21 protein-coding genes are annotated in these 21064 nt (G+C 61.3%); 7 read left to right on the top strand and 14 right to left on the bottom strand.

Annotated elements, in window-relative coordinates; genetic code table 11:
• The first annotated feature begins 481 nt into the window (after positions 1-481).
• Positions 482-1414, top strand: coding sequence for a methyl-accepting chemotaxis protein (locus VFW72_RS05725; protein ID WP_329673309.1), 933 nt, complete (start codon positions 482-484; stop codon positions 1412-1414).
• Between the two features lie 26 nt (positions 1415-1440).
• Here the strand turns inward: VFW72_RS05725 and VFW72_RS05720 are convergent, their stop codons facing one another.
• Positions 1441-2538, bottom strand: a complete 1098-nt coding sequence (locus tag VFW72_RS05720) for a homocysteine S-methyltransferase family protein (RefSeq protein ID WP_329673308.1) — start codon at positions 2536-2538, stop codon at positions 1441-1443.
• 70 nt (positions 2539-2608) lie between these two features.
• On the opposite strand from VFW72_RS05720, the gene VFW72_RS05715 reads away from it, so the two are divergent.
• On the top strand, positions 2609-3472 hold the full coding sequence (locus VFW72_RS05715) for an ion transporter (RefSeq protein ID WP_329673307.1): 864 nt from the start codon (positions 2609-2611) through the stop codon (positions 3470-3472).
• On the opposite strand, the gene VFW72_RS05710 is transcribed toward VFW72_RS05715, so the two are convergent.
• The 4 genes from VFW72_RS05710 to VFW72_RS05695 form a co-directional block, all read right to left on the bottom strand.
• The gene (locus tag VFW72_RS05710) at positions 3464-5623 is read right to left on the bottom strand and encodes a putative bifunctional diguanylate cyclase/phosphodiesterase (RefSeq protein ID WP_329673306.1); all 2160 of its coding nucleotides are present in this window, start codon (positions 5621-5623) and stop codon (positions 3464-3466) included. The genes VFW72_RS05715 and VFW72_RS05710 overlap by 9 nt on opposite strands.
• Positions 5624-5640: 17 nt before the next feature.
• Positions 5641-7755 (bottom strand): putative bifunctional diguanylate cyclase/phosphodiesterase, encoded by a 2115-nt coding sequence (locus tag VFW72_RS05705; RefSeq protein WP_329673305.1) that lies wholly within the window; start codon positions 7753-7755, stop codon positions 5641-5643.
• 104 nt (positions 7756-7859) lie between these two features.
• The gene (locus VFW72_RS05700) at positions 7860-8141 is read right to left on the bottom strand and encodes a DUF3567 domain-containing protein (RefSeq protein ID WP_329673304.1); all 282 of its coding nucleotides are present in this window, start codon (positions 8139-8141) and stop codon (positions 7860-7862) included.
• A gap of 423 nt (positions 8142-8564) precedes the next feature.
• The gene (locus tag VFW72_RS05695; RefSeq protein WP_329673303.1) at positions 8565-9212 is read right to left on the bottom strand and encodes a glutathione peroxidase; all 648 of its coding nucleotides are present in this window, start codon (positions 9210-9212) and stop codon (positions 8565-8567) included.
• Between the two features lie 127 nt (positions 9213-9339).
• Here VFW72_RS05695 and VFW72_RS05690 point away from each other — a divergent pair, with 127 nt between their 5' ends.
• From VFW72_RS05690 to VFW72_RS05675, 4 genes are read left to right on the top strand one after another with little or no spacing between them, the layout of a single operon-like run.
• Positions 9340-10170 (top strand): ferritin-like domain-containing protein, encoded by an 831-nt coding sequence (locus VFW72_RS05690; protein ID WP_329673302.1) that lies wholly within the window; start codon positions 9340-9342, stop codon positions 10168-10170.
• Between the two features lie 39 nt (positions 10171-10209).
• Complete coding sequence (locus VFW72_RS05685; protein WP_329673301.1) at positions 10210-11367, top strand: aminotransferase class I/II-fold pyridoxal phosphate-dependent enzyme; 1158 nt, start codon at positions 10210-10212, stop codon at positions 11365-11367.
• A complete protein-coding gene (locus tag VFW72_RS05680; protein WP_329673300.1) occupies positions 11364-12056 on the top strand; it encodes a hypothetical protein in 693 nt (230 codons plus the stop codon). Before VFW72_RS05685 ends, VFW72_RS05680 begins: the two co-directional genes overlap by 4 nt.
• Positions 12049-12783 carry a methyltransferase gene (locus VFW72_RS05675; protein ID WP_329673299.1) on the top strand — a complete coding sequence of 245 codons (735 nt, stop codon included), beginning with the start codon at positions 12049-12051 and terminating at the stop codon, positions 12781-12783. Before VFW72_RS05680 ends, VFW72_RS05675 begins: the two co-directional genes overlap by 8 nt.
• On the opposite strand, the gene VFW72_RS05670 is transcribed toward VFW72_RS05675, so the two are convergent.
• The 5 genes from VFW72_RS05670 to VFW72_RS05650 are packed head-to-tail and all read right to left on the bottom strand — an operon-like array spanning position 12759 to position 15051.
• On the bottom strand, positions 12759-13001 hold the full coding sequence (locus tag VFW72_RS05670; protein ID WP_329673298.1) for a hypothetical protein: 243 nt from the start codon (positions 12999-13001) through the stop codon (positions 12759-12761). The genes VFW72_RS05675 and VFW72_RS05670 overlap by 25 nt on opposite strands.
• Positions 12998-13570 (bottom strand): sigma-70 family RNA polymerase sigma factor, encoded by a 573-nt coding sequence (locus tag VFW72_RS05665; RefSeq protein ID WP_329673297.1) that lies wholly within the window; start codon positions 13568-13570, stop codon positions 12998-13000. Before VFW72_RS05665 ends, VFW72_RS05670 begins: the two co-directional genes overlap by 4 nt.
• Positions 13567-14064, bottom strand: coding sequence for a DoxX family protein (locus VFW72_RS05660; protein ID WP_329673296.1), 498 nt, complete (start codon positions 14062-14064; stop codon positions 13567-13569). The genes VFW72_RS05665 and VFW72_RS05660 overlap by 4 nt, the downstream gene beginning before the upstream one ends.
• Positions 14027-14296, bottom strand: a complete 270-nt coding sequence (locus VFW72_RS05655; RefSeq protein WP_329673295.1) for a putative DNA-binding domain-containing protein — start codon at positions 14294-14296, stop codon at positions 14027-14029. The genes VFW72_RS05660 and VFW72_RS05655 overlap by 38 nt, the downstream gene beginning before the upstream one ends.
• Complete coding sequence (locus tag VFW72_RS05650; protein WP_329673294.1) at positions 14272-15051, bottom strand: DUF692 domain-containing protein; 780 nt, start codon at positions 15049-15051, stop codon at positions 14272-14274. Before VFW72_RS05650 ends, VFW72_RS05655 begins: the two co-directional genes overlap by 25 nt.
• A 41-nt stretch (positions 15052-15092) precedes the next feature.
• On the opposite strand from VFW72_RS05650, the gene VFW72_RS05645 reads away from it, so the two are divergent.
• Complete coding sequence (locus tag VFW72_RS05645) at positions 15093-15350, top strand: hypothetical protein (protein ID WP_329673293.1); 258 nt, start codon at positions 15093-15095, stop codon at positions 15348-15350.
• A 124-nt stretch (positions 15351-15474) separates the two neighbouring features.
• Here the strand turns inward: VFW72_RS05645 and VFW72_RS05640 are convergent, their stop codons facing one another.
• From VFW72_RS05640 to VFW72_RS05625, 4 genes are read right to left on the bottom strand one after another with little or no spacing between them, the layout of a single operon-like run.
• Complete coding sequence (locus VFW72_RS05640) at positions 15475-16515, bottom strand: CoA transferase (RefSeq protein ID WP_329673292.1); 1041 nt, start codon at positions 16513-16515, stop codon at positions 15475-15477.
• 15 nt (positions 16516-16530) lie between these two features.
• Entirely contained in the window at positions 16531-17697 is a 1167-nt protein-coding gene (locus VFW72_RS05635) for an acyl-CoA dehydrogenase family protein (protein WP_329673291.1), read from the bottom strand.
• Entirely contained in the window at positions 17690-19825 is a 2136-nt protein-coding gene (locus VFW72_RS05630; RefSeq protein ID WP_329673290.1) for a 3-hydroxyacyl-CoA dehydrogenase NAD-binding domain-containing protein, read from the bottom strand. The genes VFW72_RS05635 and VFW72_RS05630 overlap by 8 nt, the downstream gene beginning before the upstream one ends.
• 13 nt (positions 19826-19838) lie before the next feature.
• Positions 19839-21044: an acetyl-CoA C-acetyltransferase gene (locus VFW72_RS05625; protein WP_329673289.1), complete on the bottom strand. Its 1206-nt coding sequence runs from the start codon at positions 21042-21044 to the stop codon at positions 19839-19841.
• Positions 21045-21064: the final 20 nt, after the last annotated feature.

The raw sequence follows: 21064 nt of genomic DNA, 5'->3' as shown, positions 1-21064 counted from the left end.
GAATATATCCAGGCCGAAAATATTTATCGCCAAACTAATTACATAGCAGGGTAAGCAAAACCTGACATACCCAGACGCAATACCCGACAATCGACCCGATATTTTATATAAATCAGCAAATTGGGCTTGACGTCCATCAAGGAAAATCAATTTAAACCGAATACGTCATACCTGCTTTCTAAATACCACCCACCCCATTTTTGCCAAATGAAAGGCTGATGCCATGAGGAGGATGCGCGTCGCAGTTTCTCCCCCTTTGCTGATCAATCAAATGGGGCTGTTCAATCTAAAACCTGCGGGCATATTGCTGGCCGGCGTAGGCTGCATTACTACCGCCGCCGAGCGACCTGAATGGGCCTGGGTCATGACTTTGATATTCACGGCGCTGACCCTCTGGCTAAGCCGCCCGCCCCGCCAGACATCAGAATCAACGCCCGCCTCGGCTGGAATTCAGGCCTCACCGACGCCAGATCAAACCCCTTTGCGTTCGCTGTGCCTGGCTGTGCTGCCGATCTGGAGCCGGCAACAACACGCCGCCCGCGAGCAATTGAATGCGGCCACCGAACAGTTGGTGACGCGCTTTTCGAGCATGTCCGAACAGCTGTGCGCCACCATGGCGTCAAGCCAGGACGGCCACGACGATGCGCTGGTGCAAACACTGACCGACACCGAGGTACAGCTGTCGGGCCTGCTGAACGACCTGAAATCCGCGCTGGATCTTCGCAATCAACTGCTCAAGGAAATCGTTTCCATCAATGGCTTCGTCGACAAGCTGCAGGACATGGCCAACGACGTGAGCGCCATCGCACGCCAGACAAATCTGCTGTCCATCAATGCGGCCATCGAAGCGGCCCATGCCGGCGAGCGGGGGCGCAGCTTTGCCGCAGTGGCCAAAGAGGTTCGTCACCTCTCCATGGAGTCAGCCCACACCGGCGACCGACTCAGCCAACTGATCGGCGAAGTCAACACCGCCATCAAACGAACCCAGCGCAGCTACCACACGGTCAGCATCCACGACCAGACTCTGATGACACAGGCCAGCGGCACGATTGAGCAGGTCATCGGCAACATCCACCACACCGCGACCGCACTCATCGACAAGACCAACCAACTCTGCGCGCACGGTCACGTGATCTGCCAGGACATCGACGAGGTCCTGGTGTCGGTTCAAGCACAAGACCGCATCAATCAGATTCTGGAACACACCGGCGCCAACCAGGACAAGTTGCTCCACTGCCTCAGCCAGGATGCAGACATGTCATCGGTGCACCTGGCGCCCCAGACCTGGCTGGCGGACCTGAAACAGACCTACACCACCGCGGACGAACATGCCGCCCATGAGGGCCTGCCTGCGCCCCGCCATGATTCGACGGGCAGCGAAGCCACCCGACCTTCCGAAACCACGTTTTTCTGAGCTGCCCTGCGACAGGCCCGCCTCAGTCAAGCCACCTTCAGGCCGCTGAGAAAGCCCGTGCTGTTGCCATGCAGGCAGCGCGGTTGATAGGCACTCACACGTCGCGCGATGGCGGCAATGTGATCAGGCGTGGTGCCGCAGCAGCCCCCTGCGATGTTCAGGAAGCCCGCCTTGGCAAACTCCTCCACATGCCCGCCGGTGATCTCGGGGGTTTCGTCAAAGCCGGTGTCGCTCATCGGGTTGGGCAAGCCAGCGTTGGGGTAGCAGCTGATGAAGGTGTCGCCCGCGATCTTCGACAGCTCTTCGATGTAGGGGCGCATCAGGGTGGCGCCCAATGCGCAGTTCAAGCCAATGGCCAGGGGGTGCGCATGGCGCACCGAATGCCAGAAAGCCCCCACGGTCTGCCCCGACAGGATGCGGCCCGACGCGTCGGTCACGGTGCCCGAGATGATGATGGGCAGGCGCTCACCGGTGTCCTCGAACAGCTCGTCCAAAGCGAAAATGGCCGCCTTCGCGTTGAGCGTGTCGAAAATGGTTTCGACCAGGAACACGTCGGCCCCGCCTTCGAGCAGTGCCTTGGCCTGCTCGTAGTAAGCCTGGCGCAAGGTATCGAAATCGATGTTGCGGGCACCCGGGTCGTTCACATCAGGGCTGATGCTGGCCGTGCGGGGGGTCGGGCCAATGGCGCCGGCCACAAAACGGGGCTTGTCAGGGGTGCTGTACTTGTCGCAGGCTTCGCGGGCCATGCGTGCGGCCACGAGGTTCATCTCGTAGGCCAGTTCGGGCATGTCGTAGTCTTCCTGCGCCACGGTGGTGGCGCCGAAGGTGTTGGTTTCGATCAGGTCGGCACCAGCCGCCAGGTACTGCTCGTGAATTTCGCGAATCACCTCGGGTTTGCTCAGCAGCAACAACTCGTTGTTGCCCTTCACATCCTTGTGGTGCTCGGCAAAACGGGTGCCGCGGTAGTCTGCCTCGGTCAGCTTGTAGCGCTGGATCATGGTGCCCATGGCGCCGTCGAGCACCACAATGCGCTGGCGCATGATCTCCGGCAACTGGGCCGCACGGGTATAGGGGCGACGCTCGACAGGCGGGCGCAGGGAAGCAAGGGAGGCGGCGGTGTTCATGTCGCCATTTTAGAGAGTTGCCACCGGGCTTGCTCGCACCAGGGGGGTGCAGTCGGCGTATAAATGTCAAATGCACACCGACCTCGACAAACCCCTGGGTGGCTGGCGCCGCCGCTTCTACACCGTCATCTTCGAATCAGACACCGTGGCCGGACGGCGTTTCGACCAGGTGCTCATCGGCCTGATCCTGATCAGCGTGGGGGCTGTCATCCTGGACAGCATGGAATCGGTTCGCGCCCGTTTCGGCCCTGAGCTGGACATGTTCGAATGGCTCTTCACAGCCGCCTTCACGGTGGAATACCTGCTGCGCCTGGCCTGCACGAACCGCCCCCTGAAATACGCGCTGAGCTTCTACGGCCTCATCGATCTGCTGTCGGTGCTGCCGTCCTATCTGGCGCTGATCGATCCCAACGCACTGTATTTCCTCGATGTGCGCATCCTGCGCCTGATGCGAATCTTCCGGGTCTTCAAGCTCACGGGCTATGTTTCCGAATACACCACTCTCGGTCTGGCTTTGCTGGCCAGCCGTCGCAAAATCCTGGTGTTCACCTCGTTCGTGTTGATGGTGGCCCTGCTCATGGCCACAGCCATGTACGTGATCGAAGGCCCGCAGAACGGCTTTACCAGCATCCCCACCGCGATGTACTGGGCCATCACCACCATGACCACGGTGGGCTTTGGCGACATCACCCCGAAAACCGATCTGGGCCGGCTGATTTCGGCGCTGGTCATGTTGCTGGGCTGGAGTGTGCTGGCGGTGCCCACCGGCATCGTCACGGCAGAGCTGACGGCACGCCAATCACGCAAGGAAGGGCCCGCTTCGGGCCAAACCACGCATGCGCGTCGCTGCGTGCATTGCCTGACCGAAGGCCATCTCGATGCCGCCCGTCACTGCTGGCACTGCGGCGCTCCGCTGCCGTCGGACTCAGTGTGAGTCTTCGTCCGACTCGTCGGGCGAAAACAGCGAATCGCTGAAATCCGGCCGGATCTGCCCCTGACTCGCGTCGCCCGGCAAGTGGTTCTCATCGCCCAGCGCCCACAGTTGCAGCTTGTCAGCGGGCATGGGGCGCGCGTAATAAAAGCCTTGCAACTGATCACAACCCAGGCCACGCAAGATGTCTTGTTGGGCCTGGGTTTCCACCCCTTCGGCTACCACTTCCAGGCCCAGCGCATGTGAGAGCTTGATCACCGCCTTGACGATCGAGCGAGCATCTTCCTCTCGCTCCAGGTCCTGCACGAAACTGCGGTCGATCTTCAACTGCCGGGCGGGCAGCTTGCGCAGGTAACTCAGGCTGGAATAGCCGGTGCCAAAGTCGTCAATCGACAAGGACACGTGGATCTGGGCCAAGCGCTCGAAGATCCGCAACGATGCCTGTGGATCCTCCATCGCCGCCGATTCGGTGATCTCGAAGGTGATCAACTCGGCCGGCACCTGATGCCGATCAAGCGAGGCCTGCACCTGTTCGGCCAGATCGGCCTGCCGCAACTGATGCACGGACAGATTGATGGCCACGCGCATGCGCAAGCCCATGGCCATCCAGACCTGGATCTGGCGACAGCTTTCATCGATCACCCACTGGCCCAGGCGGCCGATCAGGCCAAAGCGCTCGGCAATGGGAATGAACTCGACCGGGCTGATGGCACCACGCTCCGGGTGCTGCCAGCGCAACAAGGCCTCCACACCGGTCACTCGGCCGGTGCGACCATCGATCTTGGGTTGATAGTGCAGGCTCAGCCCCTCATGGGTCTGCATCGCGCGGCGCAGATCACGCTGCAACTCGACGGCACGCTGGGCATCGTGCTCCATGCGCTCTTCATAGAAGCAATGCATGTTGCCGCCCGAATGCTTGGCCGAAGACATGGCCGCATCGGCACGCGCAATCAACTTGGCCTTGGGGCCATGATCCGGGTACATCACGACCCCGATCGAGCACGACAATGTCACCTCCCGTCCATCGATCTCGAACGGACGATGCAAGGCTTCTCGCACACGGCCGGCGACCAGCGCCGCTGACGCCGCATCGGGATTGCCATTGACCAGCACCACGAACTCATCGCCACCAATGCGGGCCACGGTATCGCCGCGTCGCCCAACCTCTTTGAGCCGCTGTCCCACGGCGCACAGGAGGTTGTCGCCAAAGTGATGCCCGAATGAATCATTGATGGGCTTGAAGCCATCCAGGTCAATATAGAGCAGCGCGACACGCCGCTGCCGCTCTTCGGCACGACGCACCGCTCGGGTCAGATGGTCTTCCAGCACCAGGCGGTTGGCCAGACCAGTCAGGCCATCGACCTGGGCCACACGCTGCAGCTGCGCATCGGCACGCTGCAGCGATTCGCTCAGGTGCGCGGTGCGTTGCTGATGCCGAGCATCCAGACGCGAGGCAATCCAGGTCGCCACCAACGCCAGCCCACAGGCCAGCACCACCAGCACATTCAGCAATCGCCCTGGCAACCCATCCAGGCTCAGACAGACCGCGTCAGCCGGGTAGGCCAGCGAGGCCACACTGGCCAGGTGCAAACCAAACAGAACGGTGCCCAGCAGCAGCGCGGACGCTGCCTGGCGCCAACCCCGCAGAGCTCGTCGAGCGCCTCGTAGCAAAGGGGTGACCATGAAGGTCAGGGTGGCGGTGGCGTAGGCCAGCACACCCGAGGCCAGCACCCAAGGCCACTGCCAGATGCCGGCGGGCGACATCTGCAAAGCCGTCAGACCCGTGAAGTGCACAGCCAGCAACCCGACAGCCATGCCGGCCGCGGGTTGCGCCCACGGTGTTTGCAGCCACGTGTCTTTCTTTGAAACCCACAAAGCCCAGCTGCCTGTGGCCATCGCACATCCGAACGACAACAAGGCCCAGACCGGGTCGTAGCCCACCGTCACAGGCCAGCGCAGCGCGACCATGCCTTCGAAGTGCATGGACCAGATGCCCAGGCCCAGGATGAAGCCCCCAATGACCATCCAGCCGCGCGCCAGCACCACGTCGGCTGCACGCACGCGCTTGCCCATGTCGAGCGACACATAGGCCGTGCCCACCGCCAGCACCCAGGCCAGTGCGGTGGTCAGCCACTCATGCTGAGGCTCGATCATGCTCAATTCACTCACCCTCAGGCCACCACCGGGGCCGACATGTCAGACGCATTGGCTGCCACGGTGGGCAAGGAGGCACGTTGGGCCAACCAGCCCTGCAGGGCACTGTCTGGCATGGGTTTGGCATACAGGAAACCTTGTAATTCATCGCAGGCGTAGCGAATCAGAATGTCGGCCTGTGGCTGGGTTTCCACGCCCTCTGCCACCACCTTCAGACCGAGCGCATGCGACAAGCGCACCACCGCCTCCACAATGGCCTGGGCATCGGGGCTGCTGTCCAGGTCACGCACAAAGGCGCGATCGATCTTGAGTTGTTTGGCTGGCAGGCGCCGCAAATAGCTCAGGCTGGAATAGCCTGTGCCAAAGTCGTCAATCGACAGCTGCACACCGATGTCAGCGAGCATGTCGAACACCCGAATGGACGCCTCGATGTCGTCCATCGCGGTCGACTCTGTGATCTCCAGAATCAGCATGCGGGGTGGCACCTCATGTCGGGCCAGGGCCTCACGCACACGCTGCGGCAGATCGGGTTGACGCAACTGGTGCGCCGAGATATTGACCGCCACCGGGATCTCAAGCCCCGCATTGAGCCAATGTCGCACATGCCGACAGGCTTCGTCCAGCACCCACAAGCCCAGCTCGCCGATCAGGCCAAAGCGCTCGGCCACTGGAATGAATTGAGCGGGGCTGACCGAGCCACGCTGGGGGTGGGTCCAGCGCAGCAAGGCCTCCACACCGGCCAAGGCGCCATCGGTCTTGAGCTTGGGTTGGAAATGCAACATCAGCTCTTGCCGGGCAATCGCATGACGCAGGTCGCGCTGCATGTCGATCTGCTCCGATCCGCGACGATCCATGCCGTGCTCGTAGACACAATACACGGCCCCTCCCGCCTTGCGAGCCGTCTGCATGGCATCCATCGAATGGCTCAGCAATTGCTCAACGCTGGGGCTGTCGGGATACTGCGCAATGCCAATCGAGCACGTCAGACTGATGTCGACCTCGTCAACCAGACAAGGCTCTCGCACCATATCGGCCAGGCGTTGCGCCAACTGGCTGGCCACATGAACCTCGCCCATGCCTTCACACAGCAACAGGAACTCATCGGCCTCGACCCGAGCCAGTACATCGCGCTCGCGCACCACCCCTCTGAGTCGCCCCGACAGGTGCTTGATCAGGTTGTCACCCAGGGCATGACCATAGGTTTCGACAAATGCGCGATAGCCATCCAGATTGACCCGAAACACCGTGGCACGCGCCGTGCTGCCGGTTTGCAGACTGTGTCGCAGTGCCGACTCGAAGCCTGAGCGGTTGAGCAAACCAGAATGCGGATCTCGATTGGCAGCGGCCTCCAGGTCGGTCTGTGCCCGCTGCAGCGACTCGACGAGTTGGTCTCGCTGCCCTCGCACACGTGCATCCAGAACCGTTCCCATGTGGACCAGCACACACAGCATCAACACCGTAGCGGAGAGCAGCCACTCGAGTGCCTCACCTGACAGTTGATCGACGCTCAAGCAATGCGCCCCATTCGGCACGGACACAGCCGCCACCAGCACCGACTGCCCCGCGCGAACCAGGGTGCCCACAACCAGGGCGGACAGCAGCAAGCGCGGCCAGGCAGCCTGCGCCGCCAAATCGCGTCGAATCAATACCGACCCCACCGCACAACCAAGCAACACCAGCAGGACGCCCGCGAAGGCCACGTCAAGCCGCCACACCAGCTGCGGACGCACCAGCATGGCCGCCACATCGACCACCACCATCAGGCTCAAGCCACCGCCAAAGAACGCGCCGCCAAGGGCGCGCAAACGCCAGTTCAAACGCGGCAACGACAGCAACCAGATCACCGCCCCACTGATGACCACCGCAGGCAGCCAGGAGGCCAGCACCACCGCAGGCACGTATCCCATCTTGATGGGCCAGCGCATGGCCAACAGCCCCAGAAAGGTCTGCGCCCAGATGCCTGTGCCAATGCACAGGGTTCCGCCCAGCCACCAGCCAAATGCCACATCGCGATCACTCGCCTGCATGCGGCGAATGACCCGGGTCAACAGGAAGATGCCGTAAACGGCCACGCCCCAGGCCGCCAGCAAAGCAGGCCAGTGAAATGGCAACGGCAAAAGGGTGTCCGACATGCGTATTCCTTCACGCGCTCCGAGTCCAACTTCTCTCGTTGTTCGGATTTCGACGGGAATTCGCAAGAGCTTGAGCCGGCCACGGCAGGCTCAAGCGAAAAGCGTCAATGCATCACAACTGGTTGCAAAGCCATCCCGGCGTAGCGTTCCAGATAAGCGTCGAATTCTTCGGTGCTGGGCGAAGTTTCAATCAGCGCCTCGACCCCTTCCTTGAAGGATTCCGCCATGGCGCCCTCGATGAACAACTCCTTGCGGGCAAACTTGTCGACGATCTCGTAGCCCCCACGTGTCAGCGGGGTGGCAGATGACACCATGGCCTCGTCTGGCTGAGGCGACATCTCGATCTGAACGACCGCATAGTTGTCAGAGTTGTAAAGCATGTGCATGGACAGTACTCCTGAGTCCTGGACCTGCTTGTCACATAGGGATGGTTCCCGTGACATCAAGCCCATCATGGTCTGTCCATCGGCCCCGTCATCCCCCAACTTGAGGGACACGGCCCAGGGTATCGGTCGGCGTGTGCGCAAATGCACAGCCCACCCCTCATTCAAGGGCCCTTGTCGCCCATTCACACATGCGTCCCCAGGGGGGGCGACACACTTTGTTTCACCCCCGGGTAACCCCCCTCCAGCGGGGGATGCGGGGGCAGTGAGATGGGCACTACAGTCGCGCCAGTGCTGTCACACGGACACAAATCAAGGGAGAGGAAAACAACAAGCGCACCCTCGATGGCGCGCCATTCAGAATAAGCAAAAAAGCTCAAAAAGCCCGGCTGGTTTCAGCAGGGCTTTTTTTTTGCCGCCACCCAATCAGCGGGTCACCGCCAGCTCTTTTTCAATGGCTGAAATGAACTCGGCATCCTTGGGGTTGGTGGCCGTCGAAAAAGCCTGCACCGTCTTGCCATCGCGACCAATCAGGTACTTGTAGAAGTTCCACTTGGGTCGCGTGCCTGAGGTGCGAATCAGCTCGGCGAACAAGGGGTTGGCGTCTTCGCCCGACACATGGCTCTTGGCGAACATCGGGAACTTCACCCCGTAGGTGTTCTGGCAGAACTCGGCAATCTGCTTGCCAGTGTCGTACTCCTGGCGCATGAAATCGGCCGAGGGAAAGCCCAACACGACCAGCCCCTGGTCCTTGTACTTGGCGTAAAGCGCCTCCAGTCCCTCGAACTGCGCCGCAAAACCACACTTGCTGGCCGTGTTCACCACCAGCACCACCTTGCCGCTGTATTGGCACAGCGACTGCGGCTTTTCGTCTTGCAAGCGCAGGAAGGTCTTGTTCAGCAAAGGCGAGCAGGCCGCGGGCGTTGGCGCTGGGGTTGGCGCAGAAGCGGGCTTGGCGGGCGTTGCGGTGGCCGCAGACGAGGTCTGTGCCCAAGCCCCGGCCGAGACCCCGCCCATCAGGGCGGCCAAGCCGCCCCAGGCCAAGGCCCGACGCATCAGTTGAAAGGAACTCATCTCACTCACCTCACGAGGTATAGGGTTATCGATTTTCCGCACATCATGCTCAGTTGCGTACGCTTGCACATCAAACCGTCATCTGCGGCTTGTAGGCTGGCACAGCAGGCCCATTGGAGAACCCTTGATGCTTTACCCAGAACTCTTCAAACAGCTCGAATCCGTGCGCTGGAACATGGACACCGACATCCCCTGGGATCAGTTCGACCCCAGCCAGCTGTCGGATGAGCAGGCCCACACCATCAAGATGAATGCCATCACCGAATGGGCCGCCCTGCCTGCCACGGAAATGTTCCTGCGCGACAACCGCGGCGACAGCGATTTTTCCGCATTCATGAGTGTCTGGTTTTTCGAAGAACAAAAGCACTCACTGGTTCTAATGGAATACCTTCGACGCTTCCGCCCCGACTTGGTTCCCACCGAACAGGAATTGCACGAGGTGCGCTTCGAGTTCGACCCCGCACCCGCCCTGGAAACACTGATGCTGCACTTCTGCGGCGAGATCCGGTTGAACCACTGGTACCGCCGCGCCTCTGAATGGCACACCGAACCGGTCATCAAGAAAATCTACGAAACCCTGGCCAAAGACGAGGCCCGCCACGGCGGGGCCTACCTGCGCTACATGAAGCGCGCTTTGCAGAACTTCGGCGATGAGGCCCGCACCGCCTTCGCCAAAGTGGGCGTACTGATGGCCTCGGCGCGCCGCACCGCGCAAGCCTTGCACCCCACCAACCTGCACGTCTCGCAAAAGCTCTTCCCACGCGACACGGTGCAGTCGCGCCTGCCTGACCCGGCCTGGCTGGAGCACTGGCTCGACAAGCAAATCCAGTTCGACGCGGTGTGGGAAAACAAGGTGGTCGAGCGCATCTTGCACAACCTCAGCTTGCTGTTTGACCGCAGCTTCGCCAGCGTTCAAGAACTCAATCGCTACCGCAAGGAATTGGCCACCGCACGCTGACGGAGGGCCGCTTAGAATGGCCCCTCGACCAGCATCTGGATGGGGCCCTTCTCTGGCATGACCGCCGTGTTTCATCAGTACGAACGCCACTGTGCGCAGCTTGCCGCACAGGGCCTGCAACGTCATCTGCCCGCGCCCTCGGCCCACTGGCTGGCCGACTTTTCCAGCAACGATTACCTGGGCTTGTCTCGCCACCCTGAGGTCATCGCCGCCGCCCACCGCGCGCTGGATCAATACGGCACCGGCGCCACCGGTTCGCGCTTGTTGTCGGGCAATCTGGACCTGTACGAAGCCTTTGAAGCCCGCATTGCCGCCGACAAGCACACCGAAAGCGCCCTGATCTTCGGCTCGGGTTACCAGACCAATGCCACGGTGCTGGCCGCCCTGATCAACGCCAAGGTCCTGGGCGCCGAGCCACTGGTGTTTTGCGACCGCTTGAATCACGCCAGCCTGCACCACGCCTTCAAAGTGGCCGACGTCAAGCAGATTCGCTTTCGCCATGCCGACCTGGCCCACCTGCGCGAACTGCTCGACAAACACGCCCACAGCGATCAACCCAAGTTCATCGTGGCCGAGTCGGTCTTCGGCATGGATGGCGATGTGATCGACGTGGCCGCATTGGCCGAACTGGCACGCGAACATCAGGCTTTCGTCTACCTCGACGAGGCCCATGCCACGGGTGTCATGGGGGCAAACGGGTACGGCTTGACGGCTGACCTGACACAGCCCATTGAGCTGGCCATGGGCACTTTCAGCAAAGCGCTCGGTGGCTCGGGCGCCTATGTCGCGTGCTCGAAGGCGGTGAAAGATTATTTGATCACCAGTTGCACAGGCTTCATCTACTCGACCGCGCTGTCGCCGGCGGTGGTGGCGGCCATGTTCAAGGCCTGGGAATTGCTGCCCACCTTGCAAGCTGAGCGCACCCGCCTGATGCAGACCGCCTCCGACCTGCGCCAGCGCTTGCAAGCCATGGGGCTGGATACGGGCGCATCGACCACCCACATCGTCCCGGTGATCCTGGGCGATGAACAGCGCACGCTGCAGGCGCGAGACAAGCTCCAGCAACGGGGCATCAATGTGTCTGCCGTTCGACCGCCGACCGTGCCGCCCAACACCGCTCGCTTGCGCATGGCTCTGGCCAGCCACCACACCCCGCAACAGATTGATGCGCTGGTTGACGCGCTGGCCGGCGTATGAGCATCGGGCTGGCCTTCTTCCATGGCTGGGGCTTGAGCAGCGCCTTCTGGAACAAGCTGCGTGCGGCTTTGCCTGACTACCCCCATGCCGTGATCGATCGGGGTTACTTCGGTGGCACGTGCAATACGCCCTGGCATCTGGCGGATCAATGGGTGGCCATCGGCCATTCCAAAGGCTGGGCCGATGCCCTGCACTACACCCGCCAGCACCAAGGCGCGCCGGAATGGGCCGCGACCGTCAGCCTGTGCGGCTTCACGCACTTTTGCGCCCGCCATGCCGACGATGCAGGCCAGGCACGCCGCGTGGTCGAGCGCATGGTCAAAGTGTTTGGCAAAGCCCCCCATGAGGTGCTGAACGATTTCCTGTCGCGCTGCGAATTGACCGATTGCCTGCCCACCTCAGACCAGGCCCTGACCTTGCTGGCACTCCAGCATGATCTGACCGCCTTGATTGACATGGATGTCAGCCAACTGTTCGAGTCGCTGGCCTTGCCGCACCTTGCTTTGGCGGCCCAAGACGATGTGATCGTGTCGCCGGCCTTGTCCGCCACCACGTGGTCTAGCACACCGCACACCGAACTGATCTGGCACCCCACAGGCGGCCACGCGCTGGGCCATGCACACGCCGACTGGTGCGCCCAGGCCATTCGCCGTTTCGTGACTACCGTGAACAGGCCTGGCCATGGATAAGCAACGCATCCAGGCCCGCTTTGGCCAAGCGGCCCACGAGTACGACGACTACGCCCACATTCAGAAGACGGCGGCACAGCATCTGGCTGAACGCATTCATGCGCGCTGGCCAGAACTGCAGCGCGTACTGGAACTGGGTTGCGGCACCGGCAACCTCACGCACCGCTTGTTGCGGGCCTACCCCGGCGCGCAACTGCATGCCACCGACTTGGCGCCCGACATGCTGCAAGCCTGCCAGGCCGCCTGCTCGGCAGACCAACTGGCACGCACACAGTTCAGCACGCTGGATGCCGAAACCGCCAACGCACACGGCTACGACCTGGTCACCTCCAGCCTGGCCTTTCAATGGCTGGACAAGCCCCTGGCCGTGTGCAGCCGCTTGCACAGCCAAGGCGCAAGGCTGGCCATTGCCACCCTGATAGACGGCACCTTTGCTGAATGGAAGGCCGCACATCAAGCCTTGGGCTTGTCAGACGGTGTCCTGCCATTTCTGGGCGAAGGCTGCCTTCAGCGGTGGGCGCACAAACATGGCGCGACCCTCCACATCGAAACCCTGACCGAGTCCTATCCTCAGGCCCTCGACTTCGTTCGCGCGATCAAACACATCGGGGCCCACACGCCGCGCGAAGGCCATCGCCCAGCCCCACTGGCCAAGGTCTTGCGGCAGTTCCCGCATGGGATCACGGTGTCGTATCGCGTGGCTTACCTCTTGGTCGAATCCGTTTGATCTGATGCCTGGTCGCGCGAATCAGGAATGGAATTCAACGCCTGCCCCTGTTCTCGATACTGAGCCAGAATCTGCCCCAAGGCCTGATCGTTCTTGGTAAAGGCCCGGCAATAAGGACACATCCAGCGATGCACCTTGGCTTCCAGCCGTACTCGGGTGGAAGCCTCATCCAATAAGCCCGACGTGAGTGAGAAAACGTACTGGCGGCAGGTCATCATGGCTGAGCTCCTTCAAACCAGCTCTGGTTCAGGCACAACTGGATCTGCTTGCGCGCACGGCTCATGCATTGCCAGTAATCGCTCCGGCTCAGGCCCAGGGTCTGGCACACCTCATCGGCCTCCAGCTCCAACAACTCCTTCATGCTGAACACACGCGCCACCTTGTCCGGCAACTTGTTCACACAGATGTCCACCACCGCAAAAAACTGGTGGGAGACCAGATGCGTTTCAGGTGACGACCAAGTGGCCGGGGCCACACCACTGTGCCAGTGCCCTCGCTCGTCAAACAGTTCCTCATCGAGCTCATCATGCGGCCCATCGGCCATCACGGCCGTGTGGCGGTACTTGGCCCGCAAGCGGTCAGTGACCTTGTTCTTCAGAATGCCAAACAAATAGGGGCGAGGGTCGCGCAACCGCAAGGCCTGCGCATCGCAGGTGCAAGCGGCCAACAACGCGTCCTGAACGGCATCTTCGGCCTCTTCATCGGGTTGGATGTGAAGTCGGGCAAAGCGCAGCATGGACACGCGCCAGTCACGCGTCCATTGCGCCAAAGCTTCAGTTTCGGTCATTGAGTCACAGAGGCGGTTTGAAAGCGCCGAACCAGTGCGGGACAAGCATCCACAGCATAACGCCCCGGGCCTTGCGTCACGATCGCCAGCAACATCAAACCCAACATCAGAGGCACCTTGAAGCCTTGGCCTTGATCGGTCTCGATCTGATTCCAGCCAGCCCACCCCAGATCAAAGTGCACGGTGTAGACCGCCACCCATGTGATGAACAGCAAGCCCACGGCAGAAGCACGGCTGAACAGGCCCAGCATCAAGGCCGCACCGAGCGCCAACTCACCCCACCCGGCCACCACCCAGTTCAGATCAGGCCCCAACCAAGCCACCAAGCCTGGAAAGTCCAGATGCGCAAACCATTCCGGCGCCATCCATCCACCCGACACCTTGACCAGGCCCGACTGAAGGAACTCTTGCGCAATCCAGATGCGCAGCCCCAACAGGCCGAGGTCAGCGCCGATCTCAAGCGCTTTCTCGCGCCAGGAAAGCAAGAAATTCATCTTTCAAATCTCCGTAGTAGTGAGAGGTCCAGTTCGACTGTCGGACAAACCCCTCGATCAAGGTGCGCCACGCCTCGTCAGCCAACTCAGATCGCAGGGCCGGAAAGTGGGCCTCAATCATTTGCGCCGCCCCTAAGTACACCAGGTAGCGATAGACCCGCATGCCCGCCTCGGTGTACCCCTGAGGCACCGCATCGGTCCGCCCCCTTACGTAGTCGTAGAACGCAGACATGCCAGCTCCCGGTTGATGGTGTCAGGATCAGGCACGTCGTTGTCCCACTCCAGCAAAATGGGCAGATCGCGAACCTCGCGCAAATGCCGGGCGACTTGTGCAGTCTGGCGTTCGACGCCTTGGCTGTGGGTGTCGATGAACAGGCCGAAGCGGGCATCAAACTCGTGACCGGCCACATGCAGGTAGGTCACACGATCCAGATCGACCTGCGATACGAACTCAGCCAAATCCAGACCACCGTGGTTTTTGTGGTTCACCACGATGTTGTTCAAGTCGAGCAAGATGTGGCAGTCGGCCCGACGCACCACGGCCATCAGAAAATCCGCCTCACTCATCTCTCCCACGTTGGTGTACCAGGTGCTGTTTTCCACCGCCATGCGTCGGCCCAACTGGTCCTGCACACGTGAAATGCGATCGGCCACGCGCACCACCTCGTCTTCCGTGAAGGGAATAGGAAAGAGGTCGTAGAGCTGATGCGCATCGCCACTGGCGGCGAGGTGATCCGAGTAGTGCATGACCCCGAGGTCATCGATCAGCTCACGCAAGTCCGCCAGGAAGTCGGTGCGCAAAGCACCGTGTCCACCCAGGTTCAGAGAGACGCCATGGAGGTGAACGGGCCGGCCGGACTCGATCAAGGCCTTCAGGGGCGCACGATCCCGGTGAACCCAGTTCTCTGGCACGACCTCAAAGAAGTCAGCCAGCACGGCCGCCATGTCCCAGCCTGCCATTTCGCGCCGGTAGCCCAATCCCAACATGGTGACGCCTCGCTCACTTCTTGCTGCAGCTGGCGTCTTTCTTGGAGCAAGATGCCTCCTTCTTACTGCAAGAAGCTTCTTTCTTGCTGCAAGAGGCCTCCTTTTTTGAGCAGCCTGATTCCTTTTTGCTGCAAGAGGCTTCAGATGCTGCCTCTTTGGGCATCTTGGCCGAGGCTTCCTTTTTGCCACAGGTACCGGCACCGCACTTCTTGTCCGCAGGAGCAGTAGCAAATGCAGTCGAAGCCACGATGGAGGCCGCCAATGCGGCGATGGTCTTGAGGTTCATGTCAGTCCTTTGAGAGTGTTTGAAAGTGCGCCGACCTCGGCACACACCCTCTTAGTCGTGGACACCCCCGCATTCCTGACAACATCTTTCAAAAAAGATGTAACAGCCTCATCCCGAGGCTGGCGCTCCGCGCGAGATCAGCCTCGCTGAGCCTGTTCTTGCCACGGCAACCTCGTGTCGCCTTCGAACAATGGGTGTCTCTGCGCCTCGGCCAAGGTCAACACTGGCGTCACGCAGCAGTCGGCCGCATCGAAGCGCTCCACCCACACCGCCAACGGGCGACTCGCGATCAGGCGCGCGACCTCGTCCTTGAGGTGATTCGACTCTGGCGAATGCGGCAGCACACCCCGCTGCCAATGCAACTGGGCCCAGTCTTCCCGACCCAAGACCGCGCAGGCCTCGCGCCAGAACTTGTGCTCCAACGCTCCCACCGCCAAGGTGCGCCCATCCGCGGTGGCGTACAGGTTGTAGCAAGGCAAGGCCCCATTGAGCAGGTCTTCCCCCGCCCCGGGCCAGCGGCCCGTGAAGGTTTGCATGAACTGCCCGGTCGCCAAGGGCATGAGCAGATGCGCATAGAGCCCATGCACCATGCTCACATCCAAAGCGCGCCCTCGCCCTGTGCGCTGGGCCTCGAACACGGCCGCCAGCACAGCCATGCAGGCCATGGAACTGCCCCCGGCCATGTCACCCCATTGCACATTGGACAAGGCCAACTCGCCGCTGGGGCTGCGCATTTGATCCAGCACCCCAGACATGGCCATGAAGTTCAAGTCGTGCCCGGCTTTGCTTGCCCAAGGCCCCTGTTGCCCATAGCCCGTGATCGACACCATGACCAACTTGGGGTTGCGCTCAGCCAGGCGCGCATGGTCCAGACCCATGGCCTGCATCACGCCTGGTCGGAAGCTGTCGATCACCACATCCACGTCTTGCGTCCAATCGCGCAGACGCTGCAACTCACCGGCATTTTTGAAGTCGATGCGCCGGCATTCCTTGCCGTGATTCAAGGCGTCAAACAAGGCCTGAAGCGGCCTCGTGGGGTCGCCCTCAGGTGGTTCCACCTTGATGATGGTGGCGCCCAAATCGGTCAGCATCCGCGTGGCGAAGGGGCCTGGCAGGTTGCGCGACAGATCGAGCACGCGCAGGCCCGACAACATCGCGGGCAAAACAGCTTGGGTCATGGTGTGGGTCTCAAATCAGAGATTCATCTGCTTGGCGATGATCTCGTTCATGATTTCGTGCGTGCCGCCGCCAATCGAGAGAATGCGGTTGTCGCGATACAGACGCTCGACCAGGGACTCGCGCATGAAGCCCATGCCCCCGAAGATCTGCACCGCCTCGTGGGTGACCTCATCAGCCACCGTGGTGGCAAAGTTCTTGGCCATCGACACCTCGGTGATGGCCTGCTTGCCTGCAGCCATCCGGGCCGCGCACCGATACGCGTACTCACGTGCCACATCCACCTTGGTGGCCATCTCGGCCAACTTGTGGCGGATGACCTGATGCTTGGACAAGGGCTTGCCAAAGGTGGTGCGTTCTTTCACATAGGCCAGGCACTGCTCCAGCGCCAGTTGTGCGGTCATGTAGGCCATGATGGCCAGGCTCAGGCGTTCAGCCTGAAAGTTCGCCATGATGGTGAAGAAGCCCGAGTTCTCAGGCCCCAGCAGGTTGCCCACCGGCACACGGCAGTCTTCAAAAAACAGCTCAGCCGTGTCAGAGGCCCACCAACCCATTTTCTTGAGCGGCTTGCCTTGGGTGAAGCCGGGTGTGCCGCGCTCGATCAGGAGCAGAGACACGCCTGCAAAACCGGGCTCGCCGGTGCGAACGGCCACGGTGTAGTAATCAGCCCGCGTACCCGAGGTGATGAAGGTCTTGGACCCATTGACCACGTAGTGGTCACCATCCCGCACCGCACGGGTTTTCAGGTTGGCCACGTCCGAGCCGCCGCTGGGCTCGGTGATGGCCAAGGCAGCGATCTTTTCGCCAGACAAGACTTGTGGCACCACGCGGTCTTTGAGCGCATCGGATCCCATCCGCCACACGGGTGGCAAGCCGATGTCCAAAGACCCGATGCTGGCCACGAAACCACCGGAGCCACTGCGCATCAGCTCTTCGCTGACCGCCACCTTCAGGAACACATCGGCCTCGCCCGTGCCGCCAAAGGCGGTGGGGTGGCCAATGCTCAGCAGACCCAAGTCTCCAGCACGTTGGTACAACTCGCGCGGAAACGTGCCTGCCTCTTCCCATTCATCGATGTGAGGCTTGACCTCTTGCTCAATGAACCGGCGCGCGGTTTGGCGCGCCATCTGGTGGGTTTCATTGAAGTAGTCAACGAAACCCGTGGCCACAGTGGTCTCACTCATCTTTGAACGACCCGCCTTCTTGTGCTTGCTTCACGACGATGGCAGCCGGCGCAAAACGGTCGCCATAGCGCTGCGCCAATTCACGCGAACGTTCCACAAAGCGCTGGGCACCCATGGCGTTGATGAACTGCAAAGCGCCGCCTTGGTGAGGTGCAAAGCCCCAACCAAAGATCGAACCGATGTTCGTGTCAGCCACCGAGCGCACCACCTTCTCTTCATAGCAGCGGGCGGCTTCATTGGCCTGGATGAACATCAAACGGTCCACCAACTCATGCTGAGAAGGTTGCTCGGCCTTCGTGGGGAACAGCTTGGTCAGTTCAGGCCACAGCGACTTCTCTTTGCCGTTGTAGTCATAAAAGCCCTTGCCCGCCTTCTTGCCGATGCGGCCTTGCTGCTCACCCACCACGGTCAGCACGGCGTTACCGGGATGCTCAGGCATGGTCTTGCCTTCAGCTTCCAGATCACGCTTGGTTTGCGCACCAATGTGCAGCGACAGGCTCAAAGACACTTCGTCTTGCAGGGCCAGCGGCGGCATGGGCATGCCCGCCTTCAAGCCAGCCACCTCGATCGAACGGGGGTGCACGCCCTCGCTCAACATGGCCAGACCTTCCATCACATAAGTGGCAAACACGCGTGAGGTGTAGAAGCCGCGCTTGTCGTTGACCACGATAGGGGTCTTGCCAATTTGAAGCACGTAGTCAAAGCCACGGGCCAGTGTTTCGTCCGAGGTCTTCTCACCCACAATGATCTCGACCAGTGGCATCTTGTCCACGGGTGAGAAGAAGTGCAGGCCGATGAAGTTGGCAGGACGCTCGCTGGCGGTGGCCAAGCCGGTGATGGGCAAGGTGGATGTGTTCGACGCAAACACTGCGTCTGCCGCGATGACGGCTTCAGTCTTCTGGGTGCATTGGGCCTTGATGGCACGGTCTTCAAACACCGCTTCGATCACCAAATCGCAGCCAGCCAGGTCTTCGTAGGAAGTCGTGGTCTGGATGCGGGCCAGCAATTGGTCGCGCTTCTCTACCGTGCTGCGACCCCGGGCCACCGCCTTGTCCAGCAAGCCTTGCGAATAGGCCTTGCCCTTGTCGGCATTCTCTTGCGTGGTGTCGAGCAAGACCACATCGATGCCGACCTTGGCCGACACATAGGCAATGCCTGCGCCCATCATGCCGGCACCCAAGATACCGACCTTCTTGACCTTGCTTTGCGGCTGATCTTTGGGACGCGATTGGCCCTTCTTGATGGCGTTGAGCTGGTACCACAGCGTACCGATCAGGTTCTTCGACACCTGCGAGGTGACGCAAGCGGCAAAGAAGCGCGACTCCACCTGGCAGGCCGCATCGAAGTCCAGCAAGCCCCCTTCGAAGATGGAAGACATGATGTGGGTCAGCGCAGGGTAGTTGCCGTGCGCCTTGGCATTGGCCATCGAAGGCGCAATGGCCAGCATCTGCACCACGCCCGGGCTCTTGCTGTCGCCACCGGGGAAGCGGAAGCCCTTCTTGTCCCAGGGCTGCTCGGCCTTGGGGTTGTCCAGACACCATTGGCGGGCCTTGGCCAGCAGCTCATCGCGCGTTTCAGCGATGTCGTTGACGATGCCCATTTCCTTGGCCTTGGCGGCGGTCAGCTCCTTGCCTTGGGTGATCAACTCAAACGCCTTCTGAATGCCGATCATGCGGGGCAAACGCTGCGTGCCGCCGCCACCGGGCAGCAAGCCCAGCTTCACTTCGGGCAGACCCAGCTTGAGCTTGGGGTCGTTCAAAGCGATGCGGGCATGGCAAGCCAAGGCCAGCTCCAAACCGCCGCCCAGGGCCGTACCGTTGATGGCGGCGACCACAGGCTTGCCGCTCTTTTCCATACGGCGCATCATGGCCTTGAGGTCCTCACACAGGCGGAAGGTTTCTTCTGCCGTGGTCAACTTGGCCAACTGATCGATGTCAGCCCCCACAATGAAGGTGGGCTTGGCTGAGGTGATGATCAGGCCTTTGATCTCAGGCTCTTTTTCCAGACGCGACACGATGGCCTCGAAGGGCTCGGTCAGGTCCGGGTTGAGCACATTCATGGCCCGGCCGGGCATGTCGATGGTGACCAGACCCAGGCCGTTGTCGTCGATGTCAAATGTGATGGACATGTCTTGGGTCTCCTCAAACACGTTCGATGATGGTGGCGATGCCCATGCCGGCACCGATGCACAGCGAGGCCAAAGCGGTGGCCTTGCCGGTGCGCTCCAACTCATCCAGGGCGGTGCCCAGAATGATGGCGCCCGTGGCCCCCAGGGGGTGACCCAAGGCAATGGCGCCGCCGTTCACGTTCACGCGGTCCAGAGACACGCCCAAGTCACGTGCCGTCTTCATCGGCACGGTGGCAAAAGCCTCATTCACTTCCCACAGGTCGATGTCACCCGGGGTCATGCCCAGCTTGTTCAGCGCCTTCTGGCAAGCCGGTGTGGGGCCCGTCAGCATGATGGTGGGCTCGGAGCCAATCACCGAAGCCATGCGCACCTTGGCGCGGGGCTTCAAGCCCGCCTTGATGCCGGCTTCCTTGCTACCCAACAGCAACAAGGCAGCGCCGTCGACAATGCCCGACGAGTTGCCCGCGTGGTGCACGTGGTTCACCTTTTCGATGGTGGTGTACTTGTCCAAAGCGGTGGCGTCAAAGCCCATGGTGCCCATCATCTCGAATGACGGGTTCAGCTTAGACAGGGACTCCACCGACGTGCCTTGTCGCACGGTCTCATCACGATCCAGCAGCATCAAGCCAGCGATGTCCTTGACAGGAATGACAGACTTGCTGAAACGGCCTTCGGCTTGCGCGACGGCCGCACGGCGGTGCGACTCGGCGGCATAGGCGTCCAGATCTTGTCGGCTGAAGCCTTCCAAGGTAGCAATCAGGTCCGCACTCACCCCTTGTGGGATGAAAGCCAGATCATTGTTCACGCGGGGGTCCATCACCCAGGCCCCGCCGTCGCTGCCCATGGCCCAGCGGCTCATGGACTCGACGCCACCCGCCACCACCATGTCTTCCATGCCCGACATGATCTTGGCCGTGGCCAGGTTGATGGCCTCCAGGCCCGATGCGCAGAAACGCGACAAGGTCACGCCCGCCACCGTTTCAGACCAACCGGCGTCGAGCACGGCGGTGCGAGCGATGTCAGCGCCCTGCTCCCCCACAGGGGTCACACAGCCCAGCACCACATCGTCGACCAATGAGGTGTCGAGGTGATTGCGCTGCTGCATGGCCTGCAACAGCGTGCGCAACAACCACACCGGCGTAGCCTGGTGCAGGCTGCCGTCTTTCTTGCCCTTGCCGCGTGGCGTGCGGACGGCGTCGTAGATATAGGCTTCGATCATGGAAGCTCCTTGGAATGAGG

Origin of the sequence: Aquabacterium sp., assembly GCF_036273115.1 — a bacterium.
Taxonomy (GTDB): domain Bacteria; phylum Pseudomonadota; class Gammaproteobacteria; order Burkholderiales; family Burkholderiaceae_C; genus Aquabacterium.
The sequence above is the reverse complement of the archived record's forward strand: the minus strand, read 5'-3'. Positions and strand labels throughout refer to the sequence as shown.

What these genes read in the sequence shown, in the direction of transcription:
- VFW72_RS05630 (WP_329673290.1), bottom strand. Translation starts at nt 19,825, where the DNA reads ATGTCCATCACATTTGACATCGACGACAACGGCCTGGGTCTGGTCACC.
- VFW72_RS05685 (WP_329673301.1), top strand. Translation starts at nt 10,210, where the DNA reads ATGGGGCCCTTCTCTGGCATGACCGCCGTGTTTCATCAGTACGAACGC.
- VFW72_RS05625 (WP_329673289.1), bottom strand. Translation starts at nt 21,044, where the DNA reads ATGATCGAAGCCTATATCTACGACGCCGTCCGCACGCCACGCGGCAAG.
- VFW72_RS05710 (WP_329673306.1), bottom strand. Translation starts at nt 5,623, where the DNA reads ATGATCGAGCCTCAGCATGAGTGGCTGACCACCGCACTGGCCTGGGTG.
- VFW72_RS05715 (WP_329673307.1), top strand. Translation starts at nt 2,609, where the DNA reads ATGCACACCGACCTCGACAAACCCCTGGGTGGCTGGCGCCGCCGCTTC.
- VFW72_RS05660 (WP_329673296.1), bottom strand. Translation starts at nt 14,064, where the DNA reads ATGAATTTCTTGCTTTCCTGGCGCGAGAAAGCGCTTGAGATCGGCGCT.
- VFW72_RS05665 (WP_329673297.1), bottom strand. Translation starts at nt 13,570, where the DNA reads ATGACCGAAACTGAAGCTTTGGCGCAATGGACGCGTGACTGGCGCGTG.
- VFW72_RS05720 (WP_329673308.1), bottom strand. Translation starts at nt 2,538, where the DNA reads ATGAACACCGCCGCCTCCCTTGCTTCCCTGCGCCCGCCTGTCGAGCGT.
- VFW72_RS05655 (WP_329673295.1), bottom strand. Translation starts at nt 14,296, where the DNA reads ATGTCTGCGTTCTACGACTACGTAAGGGGGCGGACCGATGCGGTGCCT.
- VFW72_RS05680 (WP_329673300.1), top strand. Translation starts at nt 11,364, where the DNA reads ATGAGCATCGGGCTGGCCTTCTTCCATGGCTGGGGCTTGAGCAGCGCC.
- VFW72_RS05635 (WP_329673291.1), bottom strand. Translation starts at nt 17,697, where the DNA reads ATGAGTGAGACCACTGTGGCCACGGGTTTCGTTGACTACTTCAATGAA.
- VFW72_RS05650 (WP_329673294.1), bottom strand. Translation starts at nt 15,051, where the DNA reads ATGTTGGGATTGGGCTACCGGCGCGAAATGGCAGGCTGGGACATGGCG.
- VFW72_RS05690 (WP_329673302.1), top strand. Translation starts at nt 9,340, where the DNA reads ATGCTTTACCCAGAACTCTTCAAACAGCTCGAATCCGTGCGCTGGAAC.
- VFW72_RS05700 (WP_329673304.1), bottom strand. Translation starts at nt 8,141, where the DNA reads ATGCACATGCTTTACAACTCTGACAACTATGCGGTCGTTCAGATCGAG.
- VFW72_RS05670 (WP_329673298.1), bottom strand. Translation starts at nt 13,001, where the DNA reads ATGATGACCTGCCGCCAGTACGTTTTCTCACTCACGTCGGGCTTATTG.
- VFW72_RS05705 (WP_329673305.1), bottom strand. Translation starts at nt 7,755, where the DNA reads ATGTCGGACACCCTTTTGCCGTTGCCATTTCACTGGCCTGCTTTGCTG.
- VFW72_RS05695 (WP_329673303.1), bottom strand. Translation starts at nt 9,212, where the DNA reads ATGAGTTCCTTTCAACTGATGCGTCGGGCCTTGGCCTGGGGCGGCTTG.
- VFW72_RS05640 (WP_329673292.1), bottom strand. Translation starts at nt 16,515, where the DNA reads ATGACCCAAGCTGTTTTGCCCGCGATGTTGTCGGGCCTGCGCGTGCTC.
- VFW72_RS05675 (WP_329673299.1), top strand. Translation starts at nt 12,049, where the DNA reads ATGGATAAGCAACGCATCCAGGCCCGCTTTGGCCAAGCGGCCCACGAG.